General features: G+C 65.8%; 20 protein-coding genes. 7 read left to right on the top strand and 13 right to left on the bottom strand.

The features are described 5' to 3' along the window. Positions 1 to 9: 9 nt before the first annotated feature. The 4 genes from argS to LJ737_RS24770 all read left to right on the top strand — a co-directional run bounded on the left by argS (position 10) and on the right by LJ737_RS24770 (position 4,227). Complete coding sequence (gene argS, locus LJ737_RS24785) at positions 10 to 1,800, top strand: arginine--tRNA ligase (RefSeq protein ID WP_227769461.1); 1,791 nt, start codon at positions 10 to 12, stop codon at positions 1,798 to 1,800. An 86-nt stretch (positions 1,801 to 1,886) separates the two neighbouring features. Further along, positions 1,887 to 2,468, top strand: coding sequence for an LOG family protein (locus LJ737_RS24780; RefSeq protein WP_227769460.1), 582 nt, complete (start codon positions 1,887 to 1,889; stop codon positions 2,466 to 2,468). 86 nt (positions 2,469 to 2,554) lie between these two features. Further along, complete coding sequence (locus LJ737_RS24775) at positions 2,555 to 3,148, top strand: glutathione peroxidase (protein ID WP_227769459.1); 594 nt, start codon at positions 2,555 to 2,557, stop codon at positions 3,146 to 3,148. Positions 3,149 to 3,291: 143 nt separating this feature from the next. Next, the gene (locus LJ737_RS24770; protein WP_227769458.1) at positions 3,292 to 4,227 is read left to right on the top strand and encodes a 1,4-dihydroxy-2-naphthoate polyprenyltransferase; all 936 of its coding nucleotides are present in this window, start codon (positions 3,292 to 3,294) and stop codon (positions 4,225 to 4,227) included. Positions 4,228 to 4,313: 86 nt separating this feature from the next. On the opposite strand, the gene LJ737_RS24765 is transcribed toward LJ737_RS24770, so the two are convergent. Beyond that, positions 4,314 to 4,757: a hypothetical protein gene (locus tag LJ737_RS24765; RefSeq protein ID WP_227769457.1), complete on the bottom strand. Its 444-nt coding sequence runs from the start codon at positions 4,755 to 4,757 to the stop codon at positions 4,314 to 4,316. Positions 4,758 to 4,994: 237 nt separating this feature from the next. Here LJ737_RS24765 and LJ737_RS24760 point away from each other — a divergent pair, with 237 nt between their 5' ends. Then, a complete protein-coding gene (locus LJ737_RS24760) occupies positions 4,995 to 5,396 on the top strand; it encodes a hypothetical protein (protein WP_227769456.1) in 402 nt (133 codons plus the stop codon). A gap of 21 nt (positions 5,397 to 5,417) precedes the next feature. On the opposite strand, the gene LJ737_RS27220 is transcribed toward LJ737_RS24760, so the two are convergent. The 11 genes from LJ737_RS27220 to LJ737_RS24705 form a co-directional block, all read right to left on the bottom strand. Further along, positions 5,418 to 6,545 (bottom strand): ATP-binding protein, encoded by a 1,128-nt coding sequence (locus tag LJ737_RS27220; RefSeq protein WP_227769455.1) that lies wholly within the window; start codon positions 6,543 to 6,545, stop codon positions 5,418 to 5,420. 16 nt (positions 6,546 to 6,561) lie between these two features. Next, positions 6,562 to 7,008, bottom strand: a complete 447-nt coding sequence (locus tag LJ737_RS24750; RefSeq protein ID WP_227769454.1) for a response regulator — start codon at positions 7,006 to 7,008, stop codon at positions 6,562 to 6,564. Beyond that, positions 7,009 to 9,324: an ATP-binding protein gene (locus LJ737_RS24745; RefSeq protein WP_227769453.1), complete on the bottom strand. Its 2,316-nt coding sequence runs from the start codon at positions 9,322 to 9,324 to the stop codon at positions 7,009 to 7,011. It lies immediately after the preceding gene. After that, on the bottom strand, positions 9,306 to 9,869 hold the full coding sequence (locus tag LJ737_RS24740; RefSeq protein ID WP_227769452.1) for a biliverdin-producing heme oxygenase: 564 nt from the start codon (positions 9,867 to 9,869) through the stop codon (positions 9,306 to 9,308). The genes LJ737_RS24745 and LJ737_RS24740 overlap by 19 nt, the downstream gene beginning before the upstream one ends. A gap of 299 nt (positions 9,870 to 10,168) precedes the next feature. Next, positions 10,169 to 10,948, bottom strand: coding sequence for a LytR/AlgR family response regulator transcription factor (locus LJ737_RS24735; RefSeq protein WP_227769451.1), 780 nt, complete (start codon positions 10,946 to 10,948; stop codon positions 10,169 to 10,171). After that, positions 10,929 to 12,029, bottom strand: a complete 1,101-nt coding sequence (locus tag LJ737_RS24730; protein WP_227769450.1) for a sensor histidine kinase — start codon at positions 12,027 to 12,029, stop codon at positions 10,929 to 10,931. The genes LJ737_RS24735 and LJ737_RS24730 overlap by 20 nt, the downstream gene beginning before the upstream one ends. A 31-nt stretch (positions 12,030 to 12,060) precedes the next feature. Then, positions 12,061 to 12,315 (bottom strand): phosphopantetheine-binding protein, encoded by a 255-nt coding sequence (locus LJ737_RS24725; protein WP_227769449.1) that lies wholly within the window; start codon positions 12,313 to 12,315, stop codon positions 12,061 to 12,063. Between the two features lie 151 nt (positions 12,316 to 12,466). Further along, a complete protein-coding gene (locus tag LJ737_RS24720; protein ID WP_227769448.1) occupies positions 12,467 to 15,562 on the bottom strand; it encodes an efflux RND transporter permease subunit in 3,096 nt (1,031 codons plus the stop codon). A 36-nt stretch (positions 15,563 to 15,598) separates the two neighbouring features. Further along, positions 15,599 to 16,669 carry an efflux RND transporter periplasmic adaptor subunit gene (locus LJ737_RS24715; protein ID WP_227769447.1) on the bottom strand — a complete coding sequence of 357 codons (1,071 nt, stop codon included), beginning with the start codon at positions 16,667 to 16,669 and terminating at the stop codon, positions 15,599 to 15,601. A gap of 79 nt (positions 16,670 to 16,748) precedes the next feature. After that, positions 16,749 to 18,161, bottom strand: a complete 1,413-nt coding sequence (locus LJ737_RS24710; protein WP_227769446.1) for a TolC family protein — start codon at positions 18,159 to 18,161, stop codon at positions 16,749 to 16,751. A 308-nt stretch (positions 18,162 to 18,469) separates the two neighbouring features. After that, positions 18,470 to 20,062 (bottom strand): DEAD/DEAH box helicase, encoded by a 1,593-nt coding sequence (locus LJ737_RS24705; protein WP_410779966.1) that lies wholly within the window; start codon positions 20,060 to 20,062, stop codon positions 18,470 to 18,472. Positions 20,063 to 20,327: 265 nt separating this feature from the next. Between LJ737_RS24705 and LJ737_RS24700 the strand changes: the two genes are divergently transcribed. Then, positions 20,328 to 20,984 (top strand): NAD-dependent epimerase/dehydratase family protein, encoded by a 657-nt coding sequence (locus LJ737_RS24700; protein ID WP_227769445.1) that lies wholly within the window; start codon positions 20,328 to 20,330, stop codon positions 20,982 to 20,984. 95 nt (positions 20,985 to 21,079) lie between these two features. Here LJ737_RS24700 and LJ737_RS24695 read toward each other — a convergent pair whose 3' ends face one another. After that, the gene (locus LJ737_RS24695; protein ID WP_227769444.1) at positions 21,080 to 22,129 is read right to left on the bottom strand and encodes a Gfo/Idh/MocA family oxidoreductase; all 1,050 of its coding nucleotides are present in this window, start codon (positions 22,127 to 22,129) and stop codon (positions 21,080 to 21,082) included. 208 nt (positions 22,130 to 22,337) lie between these two features. Between LJ737_RS24695 and LJ737_RS24690 the strand changes: the two genes are divergently transcribed. Further along, positions 22,338 to 23,117 (top strand): DUF3108 domain-containing protein, encoded by a 780-nt coding sequence (locus tag LJ737_RS24690; protein WP_227769443.1) that lies wholly within the window; start codon positions 22,338 to 22,340, stop codon positions 23,115 to 23,117. The last annotated feature ends 51 nt before the right edge of the window (positions 23,118 to 23,168 follow it).

The raw sequence follows: 23,168 nt of genomic DNA, 5'->3' as shown, positions 1-23,168 counted from the left end.
TCGCACCCCGTGCAACAACTCGAACAAGACCTCAAAGCGGCCCTGAGCGCGGCCATTCAGCAAGTGTTTGGCGCCGCCGTGCCGGCCGAGCAACTCACCATTCAGCCCACCCGCAAGGACTTCGCGGGCACGTTTACCCTCGTTACGTTTCCCTTGACCAAAGCCCTGGGCAAAGGCCCGGAGCAAATCGGGCAGGCGCTGGGGGAGTGGCTGACCCAACACGAGCCCCGTGTGAGCGGCTTCAACGTGGTGAAGGGCTTTTTGAACCTGGAGCTGGCCGACGCCGAGTGGCTGCGGCTGCTGCGCGAGCTGCGCAGCCAGGACATTGCCGCCCCGGTGCAGACCGGTGGGCCGCAGCGCGTGGTGGTGGAGTACTCCTCGCCCAACACCAACAAGCCCCTGCACCTGGGCCACCTGCGCAACAACTTCCTCGGCTACTCGGTGGCCGAAATCCTGAAGGCCACCGGCGCCGAAGTCACCAAGGCCAACCTGGTCAACGACCGCGGCATTCACATCTGCAAGTCCATGCTGGCCTACCAGGAGTACGGCCACGGCGAAACGCCCGAGTCGGCGGGCATGAAGGGGGACCACCTCATCGGCAAGTACTACGTGCTGTTTGAGAAGCACTACCGCGAGCAAATCAAGCAGCTCGAAGCCGAGGGCGTGTCCAACGAAGTGGCCAAACGCGAGGCCCCGCTGATGCGCCACGCCCAGGACATGCTGCGCGACTGGGAAGCCGGCGACGAGGAAGTGGTGAGCTTGTGGCGGCAGATGAACGGCTGGGTGTACGAGGGATTTAATGACACCTACCAGCGCATCGGGGTGGATTTCGACAAGTTCTACTACGAGTCGGAAACCTACCTGCTGGGCAAGGAGCGGGTGGAAGAAGGCCTCGCGAAAGGCGTGTTCTTCCGCAAGGAGGACGGCTCGGTGTGGGTGGACCTCACCGACGAAGGCCTCGACCAGAAGCTGCTGCTGCGCGCCGACGGCACCTCCGTGTACATGACCCAGGACCTGGGCACGGCCGAGCTGAAGTACCAGGATTTCGGCTACGACTCCTCGGTTTACGTCATTGCTGACGAGCAGAACTACCACATGCAGGTGCTCAAGCTCGTGCTCAAAAAGCTGGGCAAGCCCTACGCTGACGCCATCTACCACCTGAGCTACGGCATGGTGGACCTGCCCTCGGGCAAGATGAAAAGCCGCGAAGGCACCGTGGTGGATGCCGACGAGCTGGTGGTGGAAGTAACCGAAGCTGCCAAGGAAGCCACCCTGGCCAAGGGCAAAACCGAGGGCCTGAGCGACGCGGAGCTGGACCAGCTCTACCACATGCTGGGCCTGGGTGCGCTGAAGTACTATCTGTTGAAGGTGGACCCGAAGAAGCGCATGCTCTTCAACCCCGAGGAATCGGTGAAGCTCGACGGCGACACCGGCCCCTTCATCCAGTACACCCACGCCCGCATTGCCCAGCTGCGGCGCAAGGCGGCCGAAATGGGCGTGCAGCCCGAGCTGAGCGCCGACGCCACCGCCCTGCACGCCACTGAGCGCGACCTGGTGCAGGCCCTGGCCTCGTATCCCACGGCCGTGACCGATGCGGCCCGGGCTTACTCGCCGGCCGTCATTGCCCAGTACGCTTACGACCTGGCCAAAACCTACAACCGTTTCTACAACGACGTGCAAGTGCTGGCCGAGCCCGACGCGGCCAAGCGCAGCCTGCGGGTGGCGCTGTCGGCCCAGGTGGCCGACACGCTGCGGCAGAGCCTGAAGCTGCTCGGCATTCAGGCGCCGGAGCGGATGTAACGGCCTTTCCAGAACGCGCTTCGGCGCGTTCTGCTTTTTAACCACTTTGCGAGGCTGGCCTGCCGCCGGGCCTTACCCGAATCCAGATGAAATCAATTGCAGTGTACTGTGGCTCCAGCGCCGGCACCGACGAACGATACCGCCAGCACGCCACGCAGGTAGGAGAGACGCTGGCCCGGCTGGGCATTACCCTGGTGTATGGCGGCGGCAACGTGGGCCTGATGGGCGCCGTGGCCGATGCCACCATGAACGCCGGCGGCCAGGCCATCGGCGTGATTCCCGGTTTTCTGAAAGACAAGGAAGTGGCGCACCTGGGGCTGACTTCGCTGGAAGTCGTGGACAACATGCACCAGCGCAAGCTGCGCATGGCCGAGCTGGCCGAGGGCTTCATTGCCATGCCCGGCGGCTTCGGCACCCTGGAAGAGCTGTTTGAGGTGCTGACCTGGGGCCAGCTGGGCCTGCACCGCAAGCCGGTGGGCCTGCTCAACGTAGCCGGCTTCTACGACGCGCTCATCACTCTGCTCGACCACATGACCGCGCAGGGCCTGCTGCGCGCCGAAAACCGCGGGCAGCTGCTGGTAGCCGACAACATCGGCGGGCTGCTGGCGCTGATGCAGGCCTGGCGGCCCTCGAACGTCGAAAAGTGGCTCACGCCGAGCCGCAGCTAAGACCCCCGCGGCCAACAAACCGTACTTGCTCCGGGTTAGCTGCTTGCCTGCGGCTACCTTGCTCCACGTTCTCACCACCGTTAGTCATGAAAGCCCTTTTTCTCTACGCCGCGGCCGCGGCGCTGGCCGCTTGCGGTGCGCGCTCGGCCTCCGGCCCTAACGACCCCGCTATGCCCCAAACCACCGCTTCCGCCCCCGCCGCCCGCGGCTCCGTCTACGACTTTACCGTCAACGATATTACCGGCAAGCCCGTCAAGCTGAGCCAGTTTGCCGGCAAAAAACTGCTCATCGTCAACACCGCTTCGGAGTGCGGCTACACCCCGCAGTACAAGGAGCTGGAGGAGCTCTACCGCAAGCACGGCGACCGGGTGACGGTGCTGGGCTTTCCGGCCAACAACTTCGGCGGGCAGGAGCCGGGCACCAACCAGCAGATTGCCGCTTTTTGCGAGAAAAACTACGGCGTGAGCTTTCCGCTCTTCGAGAAAGTCTCGGTGCAGGGCGCCGATACGGCCCCGCTCTACCAGTTTTTGGGCAACAAGGCGCAAAACGGCGTGACCGACGAAAAGCCCGATTGGAACTTCTGCAAGTACCTCATCAACGAGCAAGGCCAGGTGGTGGGCTTTTACAAATCGAAAGTGAAGCCCATGAGCGACGAGCTGGTGGCCGCCATCATGAAATAACACGGCCCGCCGCCGTGCCCGACCAGGTGGCCTCATCCTGAGCACCGCCAAGAACCTTGTCGCGGCCGGTTGCGCCGCCCGGGCGCCTGCTGCTGCCGCAGTGGCCCCTTGGTGGTGCTCAGGCCGATAGATTGCGTTTTGCTTTGACTACTTCTCCCGAACTAACCCCGCAGAAACCCAGCCTCGTCGGGGCCTGGGTGTCGGCGTTTCGGCCGCGCACGCTGCCGTTGGCGCTGGCCAGCATCCTGATGGGCGGCTTTCTGGCCGCCAGCCGCCACGAGTTCAACGGCCTGGTCCTCGGCCTGGCCGCCCTGACCACGGTGCTGCTGCAGGTGCTCAGCAACCTGGCCAACGACTACGGCGACTCGCAGAACGGGGCCGACAGCGTGCACCGCGAGGGGCCGCAGCGGGCCGTGCAGAGCGGGGCCATCAGCCCCCAGCAGATGAAGCAGGGTATGGTGGTGTTCGGGGCCGCGTCGCTCGTGGCCGGCTTGGGGCTGCTGTGGGCTGCGCTGGGCTCGGGCGGGCTGTGGCTGTTTATGGGCTTTCTGCTGCTGGGACTGGCCGCCATCTGGGCCGCCGTCAACTACACCGCCGGCGCCCGGCCCTACGGCTACGCCGGCCTCGGCGACGTGTCGGTGTTTCTCTTCTTCGGCTTGGTGGGCGTGTGCGGCAGCTACTTTCTGCAGACGCGCACCCTGCCCTACGACGTGCTGCTGCCGGCCGTGAGCCTGGGCTGCTTTTCGGCCGCGGTGCTGAACGTGAACAACATCCGCGACATGCGCTCCGACGAGCTGGCCGGCAAAATCACCGTGCCGGTGCGCCTGGGCCCGCGCCGCGCCCGCCTCTACCACTGGCTGCTGCTGTTGCTGGGCCTGGGCGCGGCCGTGACGTACGTGGTGCAGAATTACCATTCGCCCTGGCAATGGCTGTTCCTAGGCGCGGCCCCGCTACTCGTCTTCAACGGCGTGCAGGTGTGGCAGCGGCAGGAGTCGATGCGCCTGGACCCGCTGCTCAAGCAGATGGCCATGAGCACCCTGCTGTTCGTGCTGCTGTTCGGCATCGGGCAGCTGCTGTAGCGCACCGGCTACACTTCGTATTGGGTCGGGCTGGCGTTGGGTTGTCAGGGGCCAGCCGGGGAGGGCTGTCAGCCGCCGCTTGTCCATTACCGGTGTTCCTGCAAGGCCCGGCGCCGATCTAGCCAGGCCAGCGCGGGCGCCTCGTCGGTGAACCAGCCCATATGGACCCCGTGGGAAAAGTCGTTCAGCGGCTGCTCGTAGCCCTGGGCCACCAGCCCAGCCCAGACGAACGGCGGCACCAGGAACGCAATGCAGGGGGGCTTGGCCAGTTCGCGGCGCACCCGAGGGAAATACTCTTCGCGCATCCAATCGTGCAGCTCCCGCGGCTGCTCGCCTTGGTGAGAGCGGCCATCCAGCAGCCAATAGGAGCACTCATAGCGCTGCGCCGTAGCCAGCAGCAATTCACAGGTTTCGGTAATTTCTTCGGCGCTCAGCGGGCGGGTATCGCGCCCGCGCAGCAGGGGCGGGTGTGCCGAATACTCAACCGCGTAAAACGTAGTCGTTTCAGTGAATAGCTGGCTGTGCTCCATATATCACAAGGTAGAAATAAAGCCCTGTTAATTTGCACGAATTGCAGGGAGGGTACGAGGGTCGAGGCAGCTGCAAATGCCCGTCGGCTCACTCCGGACGGCTTGGACACTAACCGAGCTCGTTACGGCCGAGCTAGCGCGTGCTGTCTATCTTGCCGGGGTATCTACCCTGGCCTGCGGTGCCCTGGCGGCAAGTAGGACGAAGAGGATACGCCCGTTGCTGCTCTTTCCACTGCCATGCACCTACTTGCCAATTACCCTTTTTTGCGCCTGTACCTGCTGCAGGCGGGTGAACGACGCGCCCTGGAAGCCGAATGGCTGGGCCACGCCAGTAGCGAACAACGCCGCGCCGCGCTCAATGAAGCCCTGCAACTGGCGCGGGAGCACCGCGTCGGGGCCTGGGTGGCCGACGACAGGCTGCTCGGCCACGTACCGGCGGCCGACCTGGAGTGGGCGGCTTCCGTGCTGATGTCCTCGTTTGTGGAGTGCGGGATCAAGCGCATGGCCGTGGTGGAGGCCGTCACGCCGCTTAGCCAGCGGCTGATTCACGATTCTATGAACCAAGTAATGCCCACACTGCCGATTGCCCTACGGCGCTTTACCGAGCTGATTGCCGCCCGCCACTGGGCCCTGCAGTAAGGCTGGCGGCCCGGCGGGAACCTACCCCCGCAGGTGCACCCGGAACGTGGTGCCTTGGCCCTCTTCCGATTCCACCTCGATGCGGCCGCCGTGGGCCTGCACCAGCCGGTTCACCAGAAACAGCCCTACGCCTGTGCCCTCGCCCGCGTGGGGGTGAAAGCGGCGAAACAGCTGAAACAGCTCCGGGCCGTGGCGCTCCAGGTCCATGCCCAGGCCGTTGTCCTGTACCTCCAGCACCGGCTGGTTGGCCCGCACGGTGGTGCGCAGGGCCACGCGCGGGGCGCGGTCGGGGTGGCGGTATTTGACGGCGTTGCTGAGCAGGTTCAGCAGGATGGTGCGCAGGTTGCTGCGCACGTATTCCAGCTCCGGCAGCTCCTCGAAGTCCGTCTCCACGTCGGCCTGCACGGCCTGCAGCTGCGGGTGCAGGGTTTGCAGCACGTCGGCGGTGAGGTCGGCCAGGGCCACGGGCTCGGTGGTTTGCTCGCCTTCGGGGCGGGCCATTTGCACCACCGCGGCCAGGTCGGTGATGGTGGTCGACAGCGCGTCGAGCGAGGCGTCGACCATGCCGAGGATAACGGCTTGGTCGGGGTCGTCGAAAGAGGCGCTGCGGCGCAGCTCGTCGAAAAGGCCGCGCAGGTTATTGACCGGCTGGCGCAAGTCGTGCGAGGCGGCGTACACGAAGTTGTCCAGGTCGCGGTTGGTACGGGCCAGCTGCTGGTTGACGGCCTGCAGTTGCTGGTGGTGCTCGGCCACGCGCTGCCGCCACTCGTTTTTCTCGATGGCGTGCATCACCGTCTTGAACAGCAGTTCGTGGTCGAAGTGCTGCTTCACCAAGTAGTCGAGCGCGCCGTTGTTGAGGGCCTTCACGGCCAGGGCTTCGCTGCCGCCGCCGGTTATCATCACCACGCACAGCGAATCGTCCGGGGCCAGCTGCTTCAGGTCGAGCAGCAGCTCCAGGCCGTCGGTGTCTGGCAGGTTGTAATCGAGCAGGACGCAGTCGGGGCGGTGCGCGGCAAACTGCACGCGGGCCATTTCGCCCGAGTCAGCTTCGAATACCTGAAATTCCTGGTGCTCAGCCTGCTTGCGCAGCAGGCGGCGGTACAGCATCCGGTCGTGCTCGTTGTCGTCGACAAGGAGGATTTTCTTCACGCAGAACGGGCGGGGGCTAGCTTACGGGGGGCAGCTCGGAGGTGGCGAGCCAGTAACGGACCAGCGTGGCGGTTTTCTCCTCCAGGGCCGAAAACTCGATGGGCTTGGTCAGGTAGCTGTTGGCGCCGAGCCGGTAGCACTCCTCGATGTCGCGCGAGTTGGTGGAGGTGCTGAAAATGATAACCGGGATGGACTGCAGGTGCGGGTCTTGCTTGACCTTGCTGAGCACGGCGCGCCCGTCGGTGCCGGGCAGGTTCAGGTCGAGCAGCACGAAGGCGGGCAGCTGGGCGGGCCAGCCGGCGTGCTTGCCGTAGCCCTGCAGGTATTCCAGGGCCTGGTCGCCGTCTTCGCAGCGCAGCACGGGGTTGGGCAGCGCGTGTTTGCGGAAGGCCCGGCCCAGGGCCGTAAAGTCTTCCACGCTGTCTTCTACCACCAGGATGGGTTTGTGAGCGGAGGGTATCACTTACAAGTGCTTTGAAAGAGAGAAGAAAAACGTTGTGCCCTGACCAGGCTCCGACTCTAACCACAATTCCCCCTCGTGGCGTTCCACCATCTTGCGGGCAATGGGCAGGCCGGCGCCCGTGCCGCCGCCGTACTTGTCCTGCGCGTGCAGGCGCTTGAAGATCTTAAAGACGGTTTCGTGGTGGCGGGCGTCGATGCCGATGCCGTTGTCGCGCACGTAGAACACGTAATAATCGTCGGGTTGGCCGGTGCCGCGCGGACCGCGCACCCCGGCCGGGGCCAATCCCACTTCTACGTGCGGCGTGGGTTTGTCGTTGTATTTGAGCGCGTTGGTGAGCAAGTTCGCGAAGACCTCGCGCAGCCGCACCGCGTCGCAGCGCAGCGTGGGCAGCGGCCCGTGCACCGTTACCAGCTGAGCAATACGCTGGTAGCTGAGCTGCAGCACGTCGAGCACGTCTTCGAGCACCGCATTCAGGTCGGTCGGGGCTACCACCAACTCCTGCCGGCCCACGCGCGAGAGCTGCAGCAGCGACTCGATCAGGGCCTCCATGCGCCGGCTCAGGCGCACCAGCGTTTCCAGCTTCTGCGTGCCCTCGGCGTCGAGCTTGTCGGCGTAGTCTTCGAGCAGGAAGATGGAGTAGTTGTGAATGCCGCGCAGCGGCTCCTTCAAGTCGTGCGAGGCCACGTAGGCAAAGGAATCCAGCTCGTCGTTGCTGCGCTCCAGCTCCGAGTTGAGCTTGCTCAGCGAGGCGGCGCGGGCCTGCAGCTCGTTGAAGATTTTCAGGCGCACGTCGGAGAGGTGCAGGCGGATTTCCTCGGCCGCCTTGATTTCCATGGGCCGCCACGCCACGGCGGTGCTGTCCACGGTTTGCTTCCAGGCTTCGAAAGACTGGCGCGGCGAGAGGTGCAGCAGCCCGTTTTCCATCCGCTCGGCCTTTTGCTCGCGCCCGGCCCAGGTTACCGTCTGAATCACCTCCGGCCGGAACCAGATCAGGTAGTCGCCGGACTCCTGCGAGAGCGACACCGCTAAAATGCCGCTGGCCGTGCCGCGAATGGCGAGGCCGGCGGGGTTGTGCTGCACGTAGGAGTTGGTGTAAAACACGTCCTGCGGGGCGTGCTGCTGCAGCCACTGGGTCAGCTCGGCAATCTGCGCCTTGGTGGGCGTGGTCCCCAGCGTGATGATGTTGCCCTCGAAGCAAATGGCCGCCCCGCCGCAATCAAACACGTCGGTGACGGTGGGCTTGCGCTGGTACAGGCCCTCGAGGAAGTTGGCGTGGCGCCCCACTTGCTCAAACAGCTGGGCCTGGGTTTCGCGGATGTGCAGCTGGTAGGCAAACTCGTCCTGCTGCTGCTTGGTCTTGAGCAGGGCCGAAAACGTCTTGCCGATGAAGAGGCACAGCTCGCGCAGCTCGTAGCGCAGCAGCCGCGGAGTGAGGTGGTGGCAGGTGATGAGGCCCCACAGGCGGTTTTCCTGGATAATGGAAATCGTCATGGTGGCCGCCACGCCCATGTTGCGCAGGTACTGCAGGTGAATGGGCGACACGCTGCGCAGCACCGCGTGCGTCATGTCGGGCGGGCGCTGGTGCTCGGGGTGGAGCACCGGCACCAGCGGGGCCGGCTGGTAGTCCACGTCGGCAATGAAGCGCAGCCAGTTTTTGAGGTACATGGCCCGCGCCTGCTGCGGAATGTCGGTGGCGGGGTAGTGCAGGCCAAAAAACGGCTCCAGGTCCTCGCGTTTGGCCTCGGCCACCACCTCGCCGCTGGCGTCCTCGGCGAAGCGGTACATGAGCACCCGGTCGAAGCCCGTCAGGTCGCGCACTTGGTCCACGGCAAACTGGCAGAATTCCAGCACCGAGCCGGCGGTCAGCATCTGGCCCAGGGTCTGGTTGAGGGTGGCCAGGTCCAGCACGTTGGCTTCGCCCGCAGCCACGGGCTCAAACTCCAGCCACAGCAGCCCGTCGTGGCGGTGAAGCACCACGCGGTAGGCCGGGCGTCCCGCGCCGGTCAGCAGGGGCACGGTCAGCAGCTTGGGCTCCTCCGCGGCCACCTCCAGGGCACGCTCCACCTCGGCCAGGGCCGTTGGGTCCAGCAGGCGCTCCAGGCCCGCGCCCAGCAGCGCCGTGGCGTCGATGCCGATGTGCTCCGCGGCATTGGCCGAGGCGTGCACCACGCGCCGGCTGCCCTCCTCCAGGCACAGAAGGAAGCCGTAGGGCTGAATCGAGCCCGGAATATGAATCGGTTCCCGGTCGCAGGTGGTCAGCGTGACCGGGGCATTGATCAGGGTTTCGTCCGTCGTGACTACCGTTGCTCGATCCACGCGTGTAGCAATTGAAAGGTCTGAATAGCGGCGGCGACGATGGCAGCCTCGTTGTCGGCGGTGGCTTCGGCGCCCAGCAGCTGGCAAAAGCTTTTCCACAGCGCCCCGGTCTGCTCGGCGTGCCCGCTGAAGTAGCGACGGGGGGCCAAGCCGGCCCGGGCCAACTGCCGGGCAATAACTTGCCCGCCCAGCGTCGAGCCTTCCAGCACGTACATGGCGCCCAGGAGCCGGGGCCAGGTGTCGAGCAGGGGCATGGTGGAGCAGAGGGGCAGCGCGTCGGCGGCGGGTAGGTCGGCGCGCAGCAGGTGGGCGCGCTGGCGCAGCTCCGGCTGCCATTCGGGGCCGGGGCGGTGGTGGCGCAACTGCGCCTCGTAGGGCAGCAGAAAGCCGTACAGCTTGCCCAGAAACTGCTCCGTCACCGCCGCCGTGAGCGTGCCTGCCTGCAGTGCTTGGTTGAACGCGTTTTGCTCCAGCGCCTCGTGGTACGCGTGCGTTTCGCTGCGCAAACGCTGCAGGATAACGGGACGTGTGAGGGCAACAGACATAACGGTTGGGACAGGTGCGAAGGGTAAAGATAAAACAAGCCGCCGAAGCAGACGACTGCGCATCCGCCCGAAAGCAGCCGTGGCCCGCGCCGGCCGAAGCCGCGCGCACCGCCCGGCCGGAACGCGGCGGCCGCGGCCAATTGAGCGATACGAAGACGGTGCGGGCAAGGTGTTGATTGACAGCGAAGAGTTGGCGGTAAAAATTGCCGAACTCCGCAGCACGCCAAAAGCCCCGCCGGCAGGTACGGCGGGGTCAGTAATCGGCGAAAAAAACGGTTGGCGTAGGCCGGGGCGCGCAGCTATTCCAGCCAGCGCTTCAGGGCCGGGGCCCGCTCGCGGCTGACGAGCACCTCCTCGCCGGCGGCGGGCAGCAGTTCCAGCTTGAGCTTGCCGCCGAGGTAGGTGTAGATTTTCTCCACCGCCGGCATGGCCGCCAAGTACTGCCGGTTGACGCGGAAAAACTGCGCTGGGTCGAGCAGCTTTTCCAACTGGTCCAGCTTGTAGTCGACGGGAAAGCGGCGGCCGTCGCGGCGTACCAGGTACACCAGCTCGTGGGCGGTGAAGAAGTAGGCTACCTCGCCGACCGGCACCGGGAGCAACTGCTCGCCGGTGCTGACGAGGAAGCGCTGCCGGTAGCGCGGCGGGCTCAGCGGCAGCGCGTCGAGCAACTGCTGCATCTGCAGGAGCTGGGCGTTGCTGAGCTGCTGCTGGCGGGCGGGTTCCTGCTGCTGCCAAAACTGGTACTTGCCCAGGGCCCGGCCCAGTTGCCCGGCGTTGATGGGCTTGAGCAGGTAATCCACGCTGTGCAGCGAGAAGGCCTGCAGGGCGTACTCGTCGTAGCTGGTGGTGAAGACGATGGGGCTGCGCACGGCCACCGCGTCGAAGATTTCAAAGCTCAGCCCGTCGGCCAGCTGGATGTCGGCGAAGATGAGGTCGGGGGCGGGGTGCGAGGCAAACCAGGCCACGGCTTCTTCCACGCTGGCCAGCCGGACTTCCACCTGCACGTCGGGGTGCTGGCCGAGCAGCTGGGTGAGGCGCTGGGCCGCGGGGGCTTCGTCTTCAATGAGTACGGCGCGCATGGGCGGGGGTAAGCAAGGGGAGTTTGACGGCAAAGCGGCCCGCGTCCTGCTCGACGAGCACCTCGCGCCCGGCCAGCAGCTGAAACTGCTCCTGCAGGTTGCGCAAGCCCAGGCGGGCGCCGCGGGCCAGCTGGGTTTTGGGCTGCACGTTGTTGCTGACCTGCACGTAGCCCGCGGCCTCGCACAGCTCGATGCGCAACGGCCGCTGCGGGCTGGCCGCGTTGTGCTTGATGGCGTTTTCCACCAGCATCTGCACTGACAAGGGCGGCACGTGCTGCTGCAGGACGGCCGCGGGCAGCTGGCTCAGCACCTGCACCGCTTCCTGGTGGCGAATCTTGTTCAGGTACACGTACGACTCGACGAAGGCCATTTCCTCGGCCAGGGTCACGGTGGCCTGGTCGCGGCGGGAGAGGACGTAGCGGTACACGTTGGCCAGCTCGTCGAGGAATTCCTGGGCGGGCTCGTTGTCGCCGACCAGTGCCGCCAGCGTGTTCAGGGTATTGAACAGAAAGTGCGGATCGACCTGCTGCTTGAGGGCGGCCAGCTGGCTCACGGCGCGCTCCTTTTCCAGCCAAGCGGTGCGCAGGTAATAGCGTTTCCATTCCTGGAAAAAGTACACCGACTCGTAGATCAGCAGCACGATGGCCGTGGCCGGCAGCGAGTGCAGCAGGCAGCTGGCGTAGGACTGGCCGTACTGCAGCTCCGGCATAAACACCCAGCTGCGCACGGCGGCCATGCCCACGTTGACCAGCAGGGTGTAGGCCAAAATCAGCAGGGCCTGCAGGCTTAAGCGGATTAGGGTGGACTGGTAGTTGGGGTAGCGGCGGCGCAGGGCAAACATGATTTGCCGGTCGCCCTCCCAGCAGACGGCGGTGCAAAACGTGCCGAAGGCCAGCTCCGCCACCGAGCCCCGGCTGTGCAGCAGCCAGATAATCAGTGCTACCAGCGGGATGCCCAGCAGGTGCAGCTGCGCCTCGCCCAGTTCCCACTTGGCCAGGCGCAGCCAAGTGCGCGGGGCCAGCCGGCAGGTGTCAGCGGCGGAGTAGTCGGGGGCGACGAAGGGCGGGGCGGGAGCTTCCATAGCAGCTCTAAGATATAGTTTCGGGGCCTAATCAGGCGGCCTGCGCGGGCGTCAGCAGCAGGTCTTCCACGCAGCGGACCACGTCCTGCACGGTGCGCAGCGTTTCCACCCGCGGATCGGGAATTTCGATGTGGAAGCGGCGTTCCAGGTCGATGACCAGCTCCACCAGTTCGATGGAATCCAGGCCCAGGTCGTCGCTGAGCTTGGAATCGGGCTGCAGGCGAAAGGCCGAGTGTTGTTTGTGGCGCAGCAGGCGTTCAACCTGCCATTGAATTGAGGTTTCCATGCGGATGGTGAGAAAGGGGGTTGGCGCAACGCCCTGGGCGTTTCAGGCAGGGCTGACGCAGCTGGTCAGCATTTACTTTACTCCGCCTAGACTGGGCAAAGGCGGCCGCAGCGGGCCGGGCGCTGCTACCAAACGGGTCGGTACATAAGTGCTAAGCCGGAACCAGCTCCCCGGCGGCTTGTTCGACCCTGGCGGGCGTTTTAGCGGTTTCGGGCAGGGTAGGCGGTAACAATTTGTATAGCACCGGCGTGACGATGCGCGTGAGCAGCAGCGAGGAAATCAGCCCGCCGATGAGCACCCAGGCCAGCGGGGAGTAGAGCGGGTTGCCTTCGAGCACCAGCGGCACCAGCCCGCCGATGGCGGTGAGCGTGGTCAGCAGGATGGGAATGAAGCGCACCTGCCCGGCTTCCTCGATGGCCTCGTCCAGCCCCCGGCCCTGCAGGCGCAGCTGGTTGGTGAAGTCCACGAGCAGGATGGAGTTCTTCACCTCGATGCCGATGAGGGCAATCAGGCCGATGACGGCCACGAAAGAGAAAGAATTGCCGGTGAGCAGCAGGGCTACCACCGCGCCGATGACGCCCAACGGGATGACCGACAGCACGATGAGCGTGCTCTTGAAGGTGCGGAACTCCAGGATGAGCACGGCCAAGATGCCGAAGATGGTGATGATGACAATGGTGCCGAGCCCGCCGAAGGAGTCCTGGGCGCTTTCCTTTTCGCCGGCGGCCACGTAGCGGTAGCCGGCCGGAAACTTGAACGCATCGAGCTGGCCGATGACCTTCTCGTAGACGTTGTTGGTCAGGTAGCCCGGCTTCACCGAGGCGGTGATGGTCACGTAGCGGTCCTTGTCGTAGTGGCGGATGCTGGTCGGGCTGGCTTCCAGGCGCAGGTCGGCCAGCTGGCGCAGGGGTACCAGGGCGCCCGAGCGGCTGGTCACGTAGAGCTTGTCGAAGGCGTCGAGGGTCTGGCGCTGCCCGCGGGGCAAGCTCACGTTGATGTTGTAGTCGTTGTCGTCGCCCTCCACCTGGAAGGTACCCACGTTCAGGCCGGCCACGCCCAGGCGCACGGTGCGGTCGATTTCGCTGACCGGGATGCCCAGCAAGCCGGCCTTGTCCTTGTTGATGCGCACCTTGAGGTCGGTGCCCAGGGCGGTGAGCGGGTTATTCACGTAGATGGTGCCCTCGGTGCGGGCCAGCAGCTTCTCGACGCGGAAGGCCAGGCTGCGCAGGGAGTCGAGGTTGTCGCCGAAGACGCGGATGGCAATGGGCGCCTCCACCGGCGGGCCCTGCTCAAACTGCTTGACCTCGATTTTGGCCCCGGGCACGTTGGTCAGCCGGCCGCGCAGGCGGGTCACCAGCGCCTCCAGCTCCTTGACTTCCAGCGGCTGGGTTTGCACGAACAGCTCGGCGAAGTTGGCGGTGGTGTTGCGCGGCACGATGTTGTAGTAGATGCGCGGGTTGCCGTGGCCCACGTTGGTGGCGTAGTTGCGCACCTGCGGCTCCCGGGCCAGCTCGCGTTCCACGCGCCGGGCCACGCGGTCGGTTTCGTAGAGCGAGGTGCCCAGCGGCGTCTCGATGGTCACCAGGAACATGGGCTTCTCGGAGCGCGGAAACACGCTGAAGCCCACCGTCGGAATTAGGGCTAGGGCGCCCACGAAGATGGCCCCGGCCACGGCCAGCGCCAGGTAGGGACGGTGCAGGGCGCGGTCGAGCAATGGCTTGTAGGTGCGCTCCAGCACCCGGTTCAGCCCGCGCAGAAAGAAGTTGCCCTCGGCGTGCTCGTGCGCCGACAGAATGCGGCTCGACAGGAAGGGCACGATGGTCAGGGCCACGAACAGCGAAGCCAGCACCGTGGTAATGACGGCCATGGGCAGGGAGCGGATAAAGTCGCCGGCGCCCTCGGGCAGAAACACCAGCGGCAAAAAGGCCAGGATGAGCACGGCGGTGCAGCCCACCACGGCCAGGCTGATCTGCTCGGTGGCCTTGATGGCGGCCTGCACCCGGCCGTAGCCGGCGCGCAGGTACCGCTCGATGTTTTCGACCACTACGATGCTGTCGTCGACGAGCAAACCCAGGGCCACCACCAAGCCCACGATGCTGAGCTGGTTGATGCTGAAGCCGAGCAAATTTAGGATGGCCAGCCCGATGGCCAGGCAGAGCGGAATGGAAATCATGACCACCACCGAGGCCCGCCAGCCCAGCGGAATTAGCGTGAGCAGCACCAGGAAGATGGCAATGCCGAAGTCGCGGGTGAAGCCCGTGAGGCGGTGGCCCACGTTATCGGCCTGGTCGAAGCTCTTGACGTACTGGATGTCCTTGGGCAAATCCTTTTGGAACTGCGCCAGCACCGGCGTCAGCTCGTCGCGCACGGCAATGATGTTCTGCTGGTCCTTCATGGCCGCCGACACGAACACGGCGCGCTGCCCGTTGAGCCGGCCGAGGTAGTTTTCCTCCTCGTAGTTGAAGCTCACGTCGGCCACGTCCTTGAGGTAAACCACGCCCTGGGCCGAGGCCTGCACCACGGTGTTTTGCACCTCCGCCAGGTCGGCGTAGCGGCCGCTGGTTTTGATGTTGAACTTCTTGGGGCCGGCTTCCACCGAGCCGCCGGGAATGTTCACGTTTTCGCTCTGAATGGCCCCGAGCACCTGGTTCAGCCCTAGCCCGAGCCGGGCCATTTTCTCCAGGTTCAGGTTCACGCGCACCTGCCGCAGCGGGTAGGCCCAGGTTTCCACTTTCTTCAGCGCCTTGATTTTCTGCAGGCGGTCCTGCAGCTCCTCGGCCTGCTGTTGCAGCGCGCTGTAGGGCAAGGTCGGCGACACCAGCGCCACCTGCAGGATGTTCACGTCCGAAGGGGTGAACTTCTGCACTTCCAGCGCGGCCAGATCGGCCGGCAGCTGGGGGCGCAGGTTGTTGATTTCGCGCAGCACCTCGGCGTACTTGTCGTCGGGGTCCTCGGAGTACACGAAGTCGATGCGCACCACGGCCAGCCCGTCGTCGATGGTGGTGACGAGCTTCTTGACGTTGTCGAGCCCGTTGAGCTTTTCCTCCAGGGGCTTGACCACCAAATCCTCCATGTCGGTGGGGTTGGTGCCCGGGTACACGGCCACCACGGCGAAGCTCGGCGAGGACAGCGAGGGGTCCTCGGCCCGGGGCATGGTCAGCAGCGCGTTCAGGCCCAGGCCCAGCGCCAGCAGAAACACCACCAGCATGAACTGGTAGTTCTTGACGGAAAAAGCGGCGATACGCACGGCGTTCTTCGGTTTGGAGTGGGAGAGAAGCGGGGGTTACTGCACCGTCACCCGCGAGCTGGGCGTGAGGTAGGCCGCGCCCTGGCTGATGATGGGCGTGCCTAGCGGCAACTCGGAGGCTATGGCCACCTGCCCGCCCAGCAGGCGCAGCACGCGCACCGGGTGCTGCTGCACCTGCGGCCCGCGGCCGCGCAGGGTGTACACGTAGCCCCGGCTGCCGTCGGCGCTGACCAAAGCCTCCACCGGCACCGTGGCCACGGCCGCCCCGGCCCGTGGAGTAATGTCCACTTCGCCCACCAGCCCCGATACCAACTTGCGCCCGGCGGGCTGCACGGTTATTTCCGCCTCGTAGGTGCCGCTGGCCGGGTCGCTGGTTTGGGCCAGTCGACTCACGCGGCCCCGGAAGTCCAGTTCCGGGTAGGCGTCGAGGTGAATGGTGGCCGCGTCGCCGAGGCGCACGCGCACCACGTCGCGGTCGGCCAGGCCCACGCGCAGCACCCAGGCCGCGTCCGAGGAGCTGAGCTCGTACACCGGGGCGCCGGCGGCCACCAGCTCGCCCGGCTCGGCGCGGCGGCTCAGCACCCGCCCGCTCACCGGCGCCACGATGGTGGCGTACTGCTGGTTGAACTCGGCGGCCTGCACGGCGGCGCGGCCGGCAGCCACGGCAGTGCGGGCGTTTTGCACCTGCTCCAGCGTTGCCACCGAGTCGCGGTACAGGTTCTGGCTGCGCTGCAGGCTGCGCTCGGCCTGCGCCAGGGCTTCCCGCGCCTGCGTCACCTGCGCCCCCACCTCGGCCGGATTCACGCGGGCCAGCACCTGCCCGCGGCGCACCTCGTCGCCTTCGCGGGGACCTAGCTCTGTTACGATACCGCCGACTTTGAAGCCCAGGCGCAGCTCGGTGGCGGAGGAAAGCTTGCCGCTGGCACGGATGGCCTCGGTCAGCGGCTGAGCGGCTAGCGGCACCGTCTGCACCGGGATGAGCTCGGTATCGGCCGAAGCTTCCGCGGTAGGCGGCGCGGCTGCGGCCTGGGTTTCCTTGGAGCCGCAGCTGCTGGCGGTCAGCAGCGCGGCGGAAGCGGTAAGCAGGAGTAAGGCTGGGCGTAGCATGGGCTTGTTAGCAAAGGGCTGAGCGGGGCGGTGTAGTGACCGGGCCCGCGAGTTGTCGGAAGGGACGGTGAAACGGGCTCTATTCAGCCGCCAGCGGGTAAGTGGCCGCGCTGCGCTCCACTCGGGCCAGCTGGCCGAGGTAGGCATACTTGCTCAGGATGAGGTTGAGCTCGGCGTTGGTGTAGGTGGTGCGCGCGTCGATGAATTGCAACAGCGGGGTGAGGCCTTCCTCGTACTGCCGGCTCACCAGCCGGAAGGCCTGGGCAGCGCTGCGCAGGCGGGCTTCGGCGGCCAGCACGGTGGCGCGAGTGGCTTCCAGGGCGTAGTAGTCCTGGCGCACTTCCAGGCTGATCTGGGCCTGAGCTTCCTGCAGACGGGTGGTTTGCTGGCGCTGCTCGGCGCGGGCTAGGGCCGTCTGGGCGCGGTTTTGCAGGCCCCCAAACAGGTTCCAGTTCAGCACCAGCGAGGCCTGCGTAAAGCGGTTACCGTCGCGGTTGCGGAAGTCGTAACGCGGGCCCTGGTAGCCGTGGTCGACGAGGCCGGCCACGGTGGGCTGGTAGCGCGAGCGGGCTAGACCCAGGCTGAGGTCGGCCATCGATACGGCCTTCTGCTGCTGCTGCAACTCCTCGCGGGTGGTGCCGGCGGTTTCGGTCAGGGCCGGCAGGGGCTGGGGCGCGGGCAGGGCCAGGGCCGAGTCGGGCAGGGCCGTCACGGGCTGCTCCTGGGACTGGTTGAGCAGGAAGTTGAAGTAGGCCCGGGCCACCTGCTCGTTTTTGCGGGCCTCGGCCAGCTGCTGGTCCACGGCACTGACTTCGGCCCGGGCACGGTACACCACGTCGGGCGTGGCGCGCTGGTTCTGCACCAGCTTCTCGCTGACGTGCTGGTTGCGCTCCACCAGCTGCCGGGTGCGGCCGTACAGCTCGATGACGCGCCGGGCGGCCAGGTAGTTGAAGTAGGCCACCTTGATTTCCTTGACCAGCTCGCGGCGGTAGCGCTGCACGTCGAGGGCGGCCACGGCGGCCTGCTCGCGGCTGATGGCCTGGTTGTAGCGCAGCGCCGGCTGGTACACCGGCACGGTCAGGCGCAGCTTGGTTTCCTGCTCGTGGGGCCGCAGAAAGGGTGTGCTCTGGTTTTGCAGCTGCGGAAAGTTATCCGTCCCGGTGAGCTGATTGAGCGTAGCGTAAGTGGGGTTGAGCAGGTCGCCCACTGGTATTTCGATGCGCCGCCCGCCGCTGGCCGCGCTGTAGCGGGCGTTGAAGTCCAGGCTGGGGTAGAAGAGCGCCCGGGCTACTCGCAAAGCGGCTTCGGCTTTGTCGCCGGCGGCCTGCCGCTGCTGCAGGGCTAGGTTGCTGCGCAGGCCCTGGGCCACGTAGCCGTCGAGTACCGGAAATCGGGCGGCCGAAGTAGCCCCATCCTGGCTGCGAGCCGGCAGGGCAGTAAAAAGCAGCAGGGCTGCCGAGGCGGGGCGAAGTAAGCGGGCGAGGTAGCGCATAAGCGGGTTGCTAGGGCCTGAATCCGCTGCTAAGCACGCTCAATGGGCCACCGCCCGCTCGAAAAAAGCCCCGAAGCGGGGCCAAACCCGGGGTGAAGCGTCAGCGCCACGGGGCGAAGTTGAATGCGGGAACCAGCTATTAGCCCGTCATCCTGAGCAGAGCGAACCGAAGGTCCTTGACTACGTCGACCTTCGGTTCGCCCTGCTCAGGATGACGAAGTAGAGGTCCGGCGTAGATTCAATGGCTGGTTAATAAAAAAGCCCCGCAGCGTCGGCTACGGGGCTTTTCGGTACTAATCAGGTCACGCTTACTCAGCCGCGGCCGCCGAGGCTACCGGTGCCGAGTCGGCCGCACCTACTCCTTCCGGCTTGGGCCCGCGGCCACTGCGGTTGCGCCCGCCGCGCTTGCGGCGGCGCTTGGCGGCTTCGCCAGTGCTGCCTTCGCCGTCGGCAACGGCTGCCGTTGGGGCAGCGCCTTCCGCGGTGCTCGTCGTGGCTTCGATACCGCCGGCCGTGGCGCCTTCGGGCTTGGGCCCGCGGCGGCGCTTCTTGCGGCGCTTTTTCTGCTCCTCGGTTTCGCCGGCTACGGCGGGGGCTTCGGCACCTTCGGCCAGGGCTACTGCCGGGGCCGGTTTGGGCGCGGCGTGCGCCGGCCGCTCCGAGCGGCCGGCGCTGCTACGGCCACCGCCGCCGAAAGGCGAGGATTTGCCGCCGCGGCCCCCAGGACCGGCGGCGCCGCGGCCGCGGTATTTCTTAGGGTCAAACTCGGGCGAAGGACCAATTTCGGGGGGCGTGGGCTTCTTTTCCAGCTCCCGCTCGATGAGCTTCTCGATTTTCACCACCGCGTCCTGGTCGTGGTCCGACACGAACGTAATGGCCATGCCCGAGGTGCCGGCGCGGGCCGTGCGGCCGATGCGGTGCACGTAATCCTCCGCGTCGCGCGGGAGGTCGAAGTTCACCACGTGGCTCAGCTCGCTCACGTCGATGCCGCGCGACATTACGTCGGTGGCCACCAGGATCTGGAACTGCTTGTTTTTAAAGTCGCGCATGACTTGCTCGCGCTCCTCCTGGGTGCGGTCGGAGGTGATGCCGCGCACGTTCAGGCCTTTCTTGCGCAGGGCCCGCTCGATGGGGCCCACGTTCATCTTACGCGAAGTAAACAGGATCATGCTCTGCACGTCCAGCTCGCCGATGAGGTGCTCCAGCAAAGCCAGCTTCATGGTGTCGTACACCATGTACATCTGCTGGTTGATGTTTTCGGCCGGCTTCGACACGGCCAGGCGGATTTCCTCCGGCTCGTGCAGAATCTTCTTCGAAAACTCACGGATCTTGTTCGGCATGGTGGCCGAGAAGAGCAGGGTCTGGCGCTTGGTGGGCAGGTGGTTGACAATCTGAATGATGTCATCCGAAAAGCCCATGTCCAGCATCTTGTCGGCTTCGTCCAGGATGAGGAAGTCGATCTGGTCGAGCTTCACGTAGCCCAGCTGCATGTGCGCAATCAGGCGGCCGGGCGTGGCGATGATGATGTCGGCGCCTTGGGTGAGGGCGCGCTTCTGCTGCTCCCAGTTCTCGCTTTTGCCGCCGCCGTAGATGGCAATGGACGAAGCCCCGACGTGGTAGCCGAAGCCTTCCACCTGCTCGTCGATCTGCTTGGCCAGCTCGCGCGTGGGGCAGAGGATGAGGGCAGTGGTGTGCTCGGGGCGCTCGTAGGCAATGAAATCAAGGACGGGCAGCAGGTAGGCGGCGGTTTTGCCGGTGCCGGTCTGGGCGCAGGCAATGAGGTCTTTGCCGGCCAGCGCGGCCGGAATGGCCTGCTCCTGAATGGGGGAGGGCTTGGAGTAGCCCATGCCGTGTACCCCGTCGGCTACGTCGGGGTGCAGTTGGAAATCGTCGAACGTCAAGGGTTCAGCAATTGGGTTGAAAAGATGGCTGACCTTGGGTTCCTGGTCAGCAAACAGCAGCGTATTCTGGCTAAAGATACGCGAAAAGAACAGCCCCGGCGCCAGGATGGTTCGGGGCGGCGCCGGCAACCCGCTGACAGCCTGCCGCTCGGCCGTAGTGTGCGGGCCCGGGCAACGCGCAGGAACAAGAAATTAGGCCCGCCGATAAAGTATCGGCGGGGGCGCTGCGTCGTAGCAAGAACACACCCCACGGATAACCAACCAGATGAACGTAATCGTAACCGGTGCCACCGGCATGGTGGGCGAAGGCGTGCTGCTCGAATGCCTGCAGGCCCCCGACGTGCAGCGGGTGCTGGTCGTCACGCGCAAGCCCACCGGTCGGCAGCACCCCAAACTGCGCGAGGTCTTGCTCCAGGACTTTGAACACCCCGAGGCCATTGCCCAGGAGCTACAGGGCTACGACGCCTGCTACTTCTGCCTGGGTGTCTCGTCGGTGGGCATGAAGGAGCCCGAGTACACCCGCCTGACCTACGACCTGACGCTAGGCTTTGCCCGCACCCTGGCCCTCCTGAATCCGCAGCTGACGTTTTGCTACGTTTCGGGCAGCGGCACCGACTCGTCGGGGAAAGGCCGGCAGATGTGGGCCCGCGTGAAGGGCCGCACCGAAAACGAGCTGCTGCGCCTCTTCCCGAACGGGTACGCGTTCCGGCCGGGCTTCATGAAAGCCACGCCCGGGCAGCGCAACATCTTGCCGTTCTACAAGTACGTGGCCTGGCTGTACCCGCTGGCGCGGCGGCTGACCCCGGGCTTCGTCTCGACCATGGCCGAAGTAGGCCGGGCCATGCTCAACGCAACCCGCCACGGCTACGAAAAGCGCGTCCTCGAAGTCAAAGACATTGTGGCGCTGGCGCACCGGTACTAGCCGGCAAAGCGTAGCCAGGTCGAGCAAAGCGAGGCATCTGGGTGAGCACGGCCGATGACGTGCCCCAGATGCCTCGCCTTACCCCAGCGGCCCGGCTACTCCGCCCGGCGCAGCTCCCAGGCGTCGTCGGGCTCGGTGAAGGCCTGCAATTGCCACAACAGCTGCTCCTCGGTGATGGGGTAGGGGGCGCCGTGGCGCAAGGTCTGGTACACGGCCTCGAACAAGCCCATATAGTCGCCCTTTGGCGCGGGCACGGCGCTGGTCTGGCGCCGGCCATCCTCGCCGACCACCGTCAGCTGACCGGCCAGCTCGGCGGGCTCCAGGCCGTAGCCGGGGGCCAGCGGCGACATGGCTTCGTTGAGCTGGGCTTCCTGCACGTCGGCGCGGGGCTTGAGGTAGCTGCCGTGGGTGCCGTGCAGCACGAAGCTGGGCAGGGGCTCGGGAATCACCAGCCCGCCGACTACCGTCACGAGCGGGCCCTGCGGGTAGTGCAGCTGCAGCTGGAAGTAGTCGGTGACCTGGGAGCCGGGCCGGAACTGGCCCTGGGTGCGGCGCACGTGCGCGGGACGGCCAAACAGGCTCAGCGCCTGGTCGAGCACGTGCGGGCCCAGGTCGAAAAGCAGGCCGCTGCCGGGCGTGTGGGGTTCTTCCTTGAACAACTTGTGGTGCAGGGGCAGCTTGTGGCGGTCGAAGCGGAAGGTGACTTCGGCCAGCTGGCCCAGCTGCCCGCTGGCCACCACCTGGCGCACCGACTGGAAATCGGAGTCCCAGCGGCGGTTTTGGTAGGCCAGCAGCTGGCGGTTCGCCGCGCGGGCCAGCTGGCAGAGCTCCCGCCACTCGGCCACGGTTGTGGCCACGGGCTTTTCCAGCAGCACGTGTTTGCCGGCCTGCAGGGCCTCGCGGGCCAGCTGCACGTGCGAGTCGTTGGGCGTGTTCACGATAACCAGCTCAAGGGCCTCGTCGGCCAGCAGCTCGGCCACTGACTGGTAGCTGATGACGTCGGGGTACCGTTGCTGGGCCTGCTTGCGGCTGCGTTCCACCACGGCGCGCAGCTCAAAAGCGGGGTGGGCAGCCACAAACGGCGCCTGAAACAGCTGGCCCGACATGCCGTAGGCAAGCAGGCCGGTTTGGATGGCGTTGGTCATGACGGCAAGGTACGGCAGTGGCCCGAACCGGCTGCGCGGCCGGTGCCGCTGGGGCCGGGCTGGCGAAGAAGTACTGCGGCTCCGGCGCTTTCCCGGCCGCGGGCGAGGGCCAAGCCGGGCTTGCAACTATTGCCCGCGGCGAATGCAACGCCCCGCGCCGGCGGGTGTCTAAGTAGGCATTTTGCCTTTTTGCCTACCCTTTTTCGCTATGAAACGCTTCCTAACGGCCTGGGCGCTGGCCCTGCTGCCCCTGGTCGGCTTCAGCCAGTCGGCCCCCGACACCATCCGCACGTTCTTGGCCAAGCAGCTGCGCAAACTGCGCCCGGGCATGCGCCAGTACCTGGTGTTCATGCAGCGCGGCAACCGGCCCCAGGCCAACAACTCTGCCCTGTGGCTGCGCCACGTGGCCATTGACGCCAACCGTCGGGAGGTCGTCATCAGCCAGCAGTGGTTTTCGGGCGACTCCACGACGAACCGCCAACTCTTGTCGCGCAACCGCCTCGACAACTTTCGGCCCGTCTACCACCGCACCAGCAGCCGCCGGGCCGGGGTAGCGGCCTTCAATTTCTTGGGCGATAACATCGTTGGGACCGACTCGGTGGCCGGCAACCGGCAGGCCGCCTTGGTCGTGCCCACGCCCGCACCCACGCTGAATTGGGAGCTGGACTTGGAAACCTTCGAGCTGCTCGACTACGCCCCAGGCAAAAAGTTCGTGCTCAATTTCTACCACCCCGGCGGGCCCGTCCTGCCCAAATGGTACACCTACGAGGTCGTCGGCAAGGAAACCATTCCGCTCATCGGCGCGGCCACGGCCGAGTGCTGGAAGCTGCGCATCAACTACGACGCGCAGAACTACGCCGTGTTCTGGATTGCCACCAAAACCAACGAGGTGCTAAAAATGGAAGAGGAGTACAACGGCGTGAGGCGCTACAAAGTGAAGCTAGCCACGCCCGCCGTGCCCGCGGCGGCCCGCAAGCCCTTGTCGTAACCCGAAGAGCGGACCCGGAAGTTGGCGGCCGAAGATGCATACTTGCGTTTT

The sequence above is a fragment of the Hymenobacter sp. 15J16-1T3B genome, from assembly GCF_020711235.1.
In the GTDB taxonomy this organism is placed as follows: Bacteria; Bacteroidota; Bacteroidia; order Cytophagales; family Hymenobacteraceae; genus Solirubrum.
Note: the sequence above shows the minus strand (reverse complement) of the source record. Positions and strands in the feature narration are given on the sequence as shown.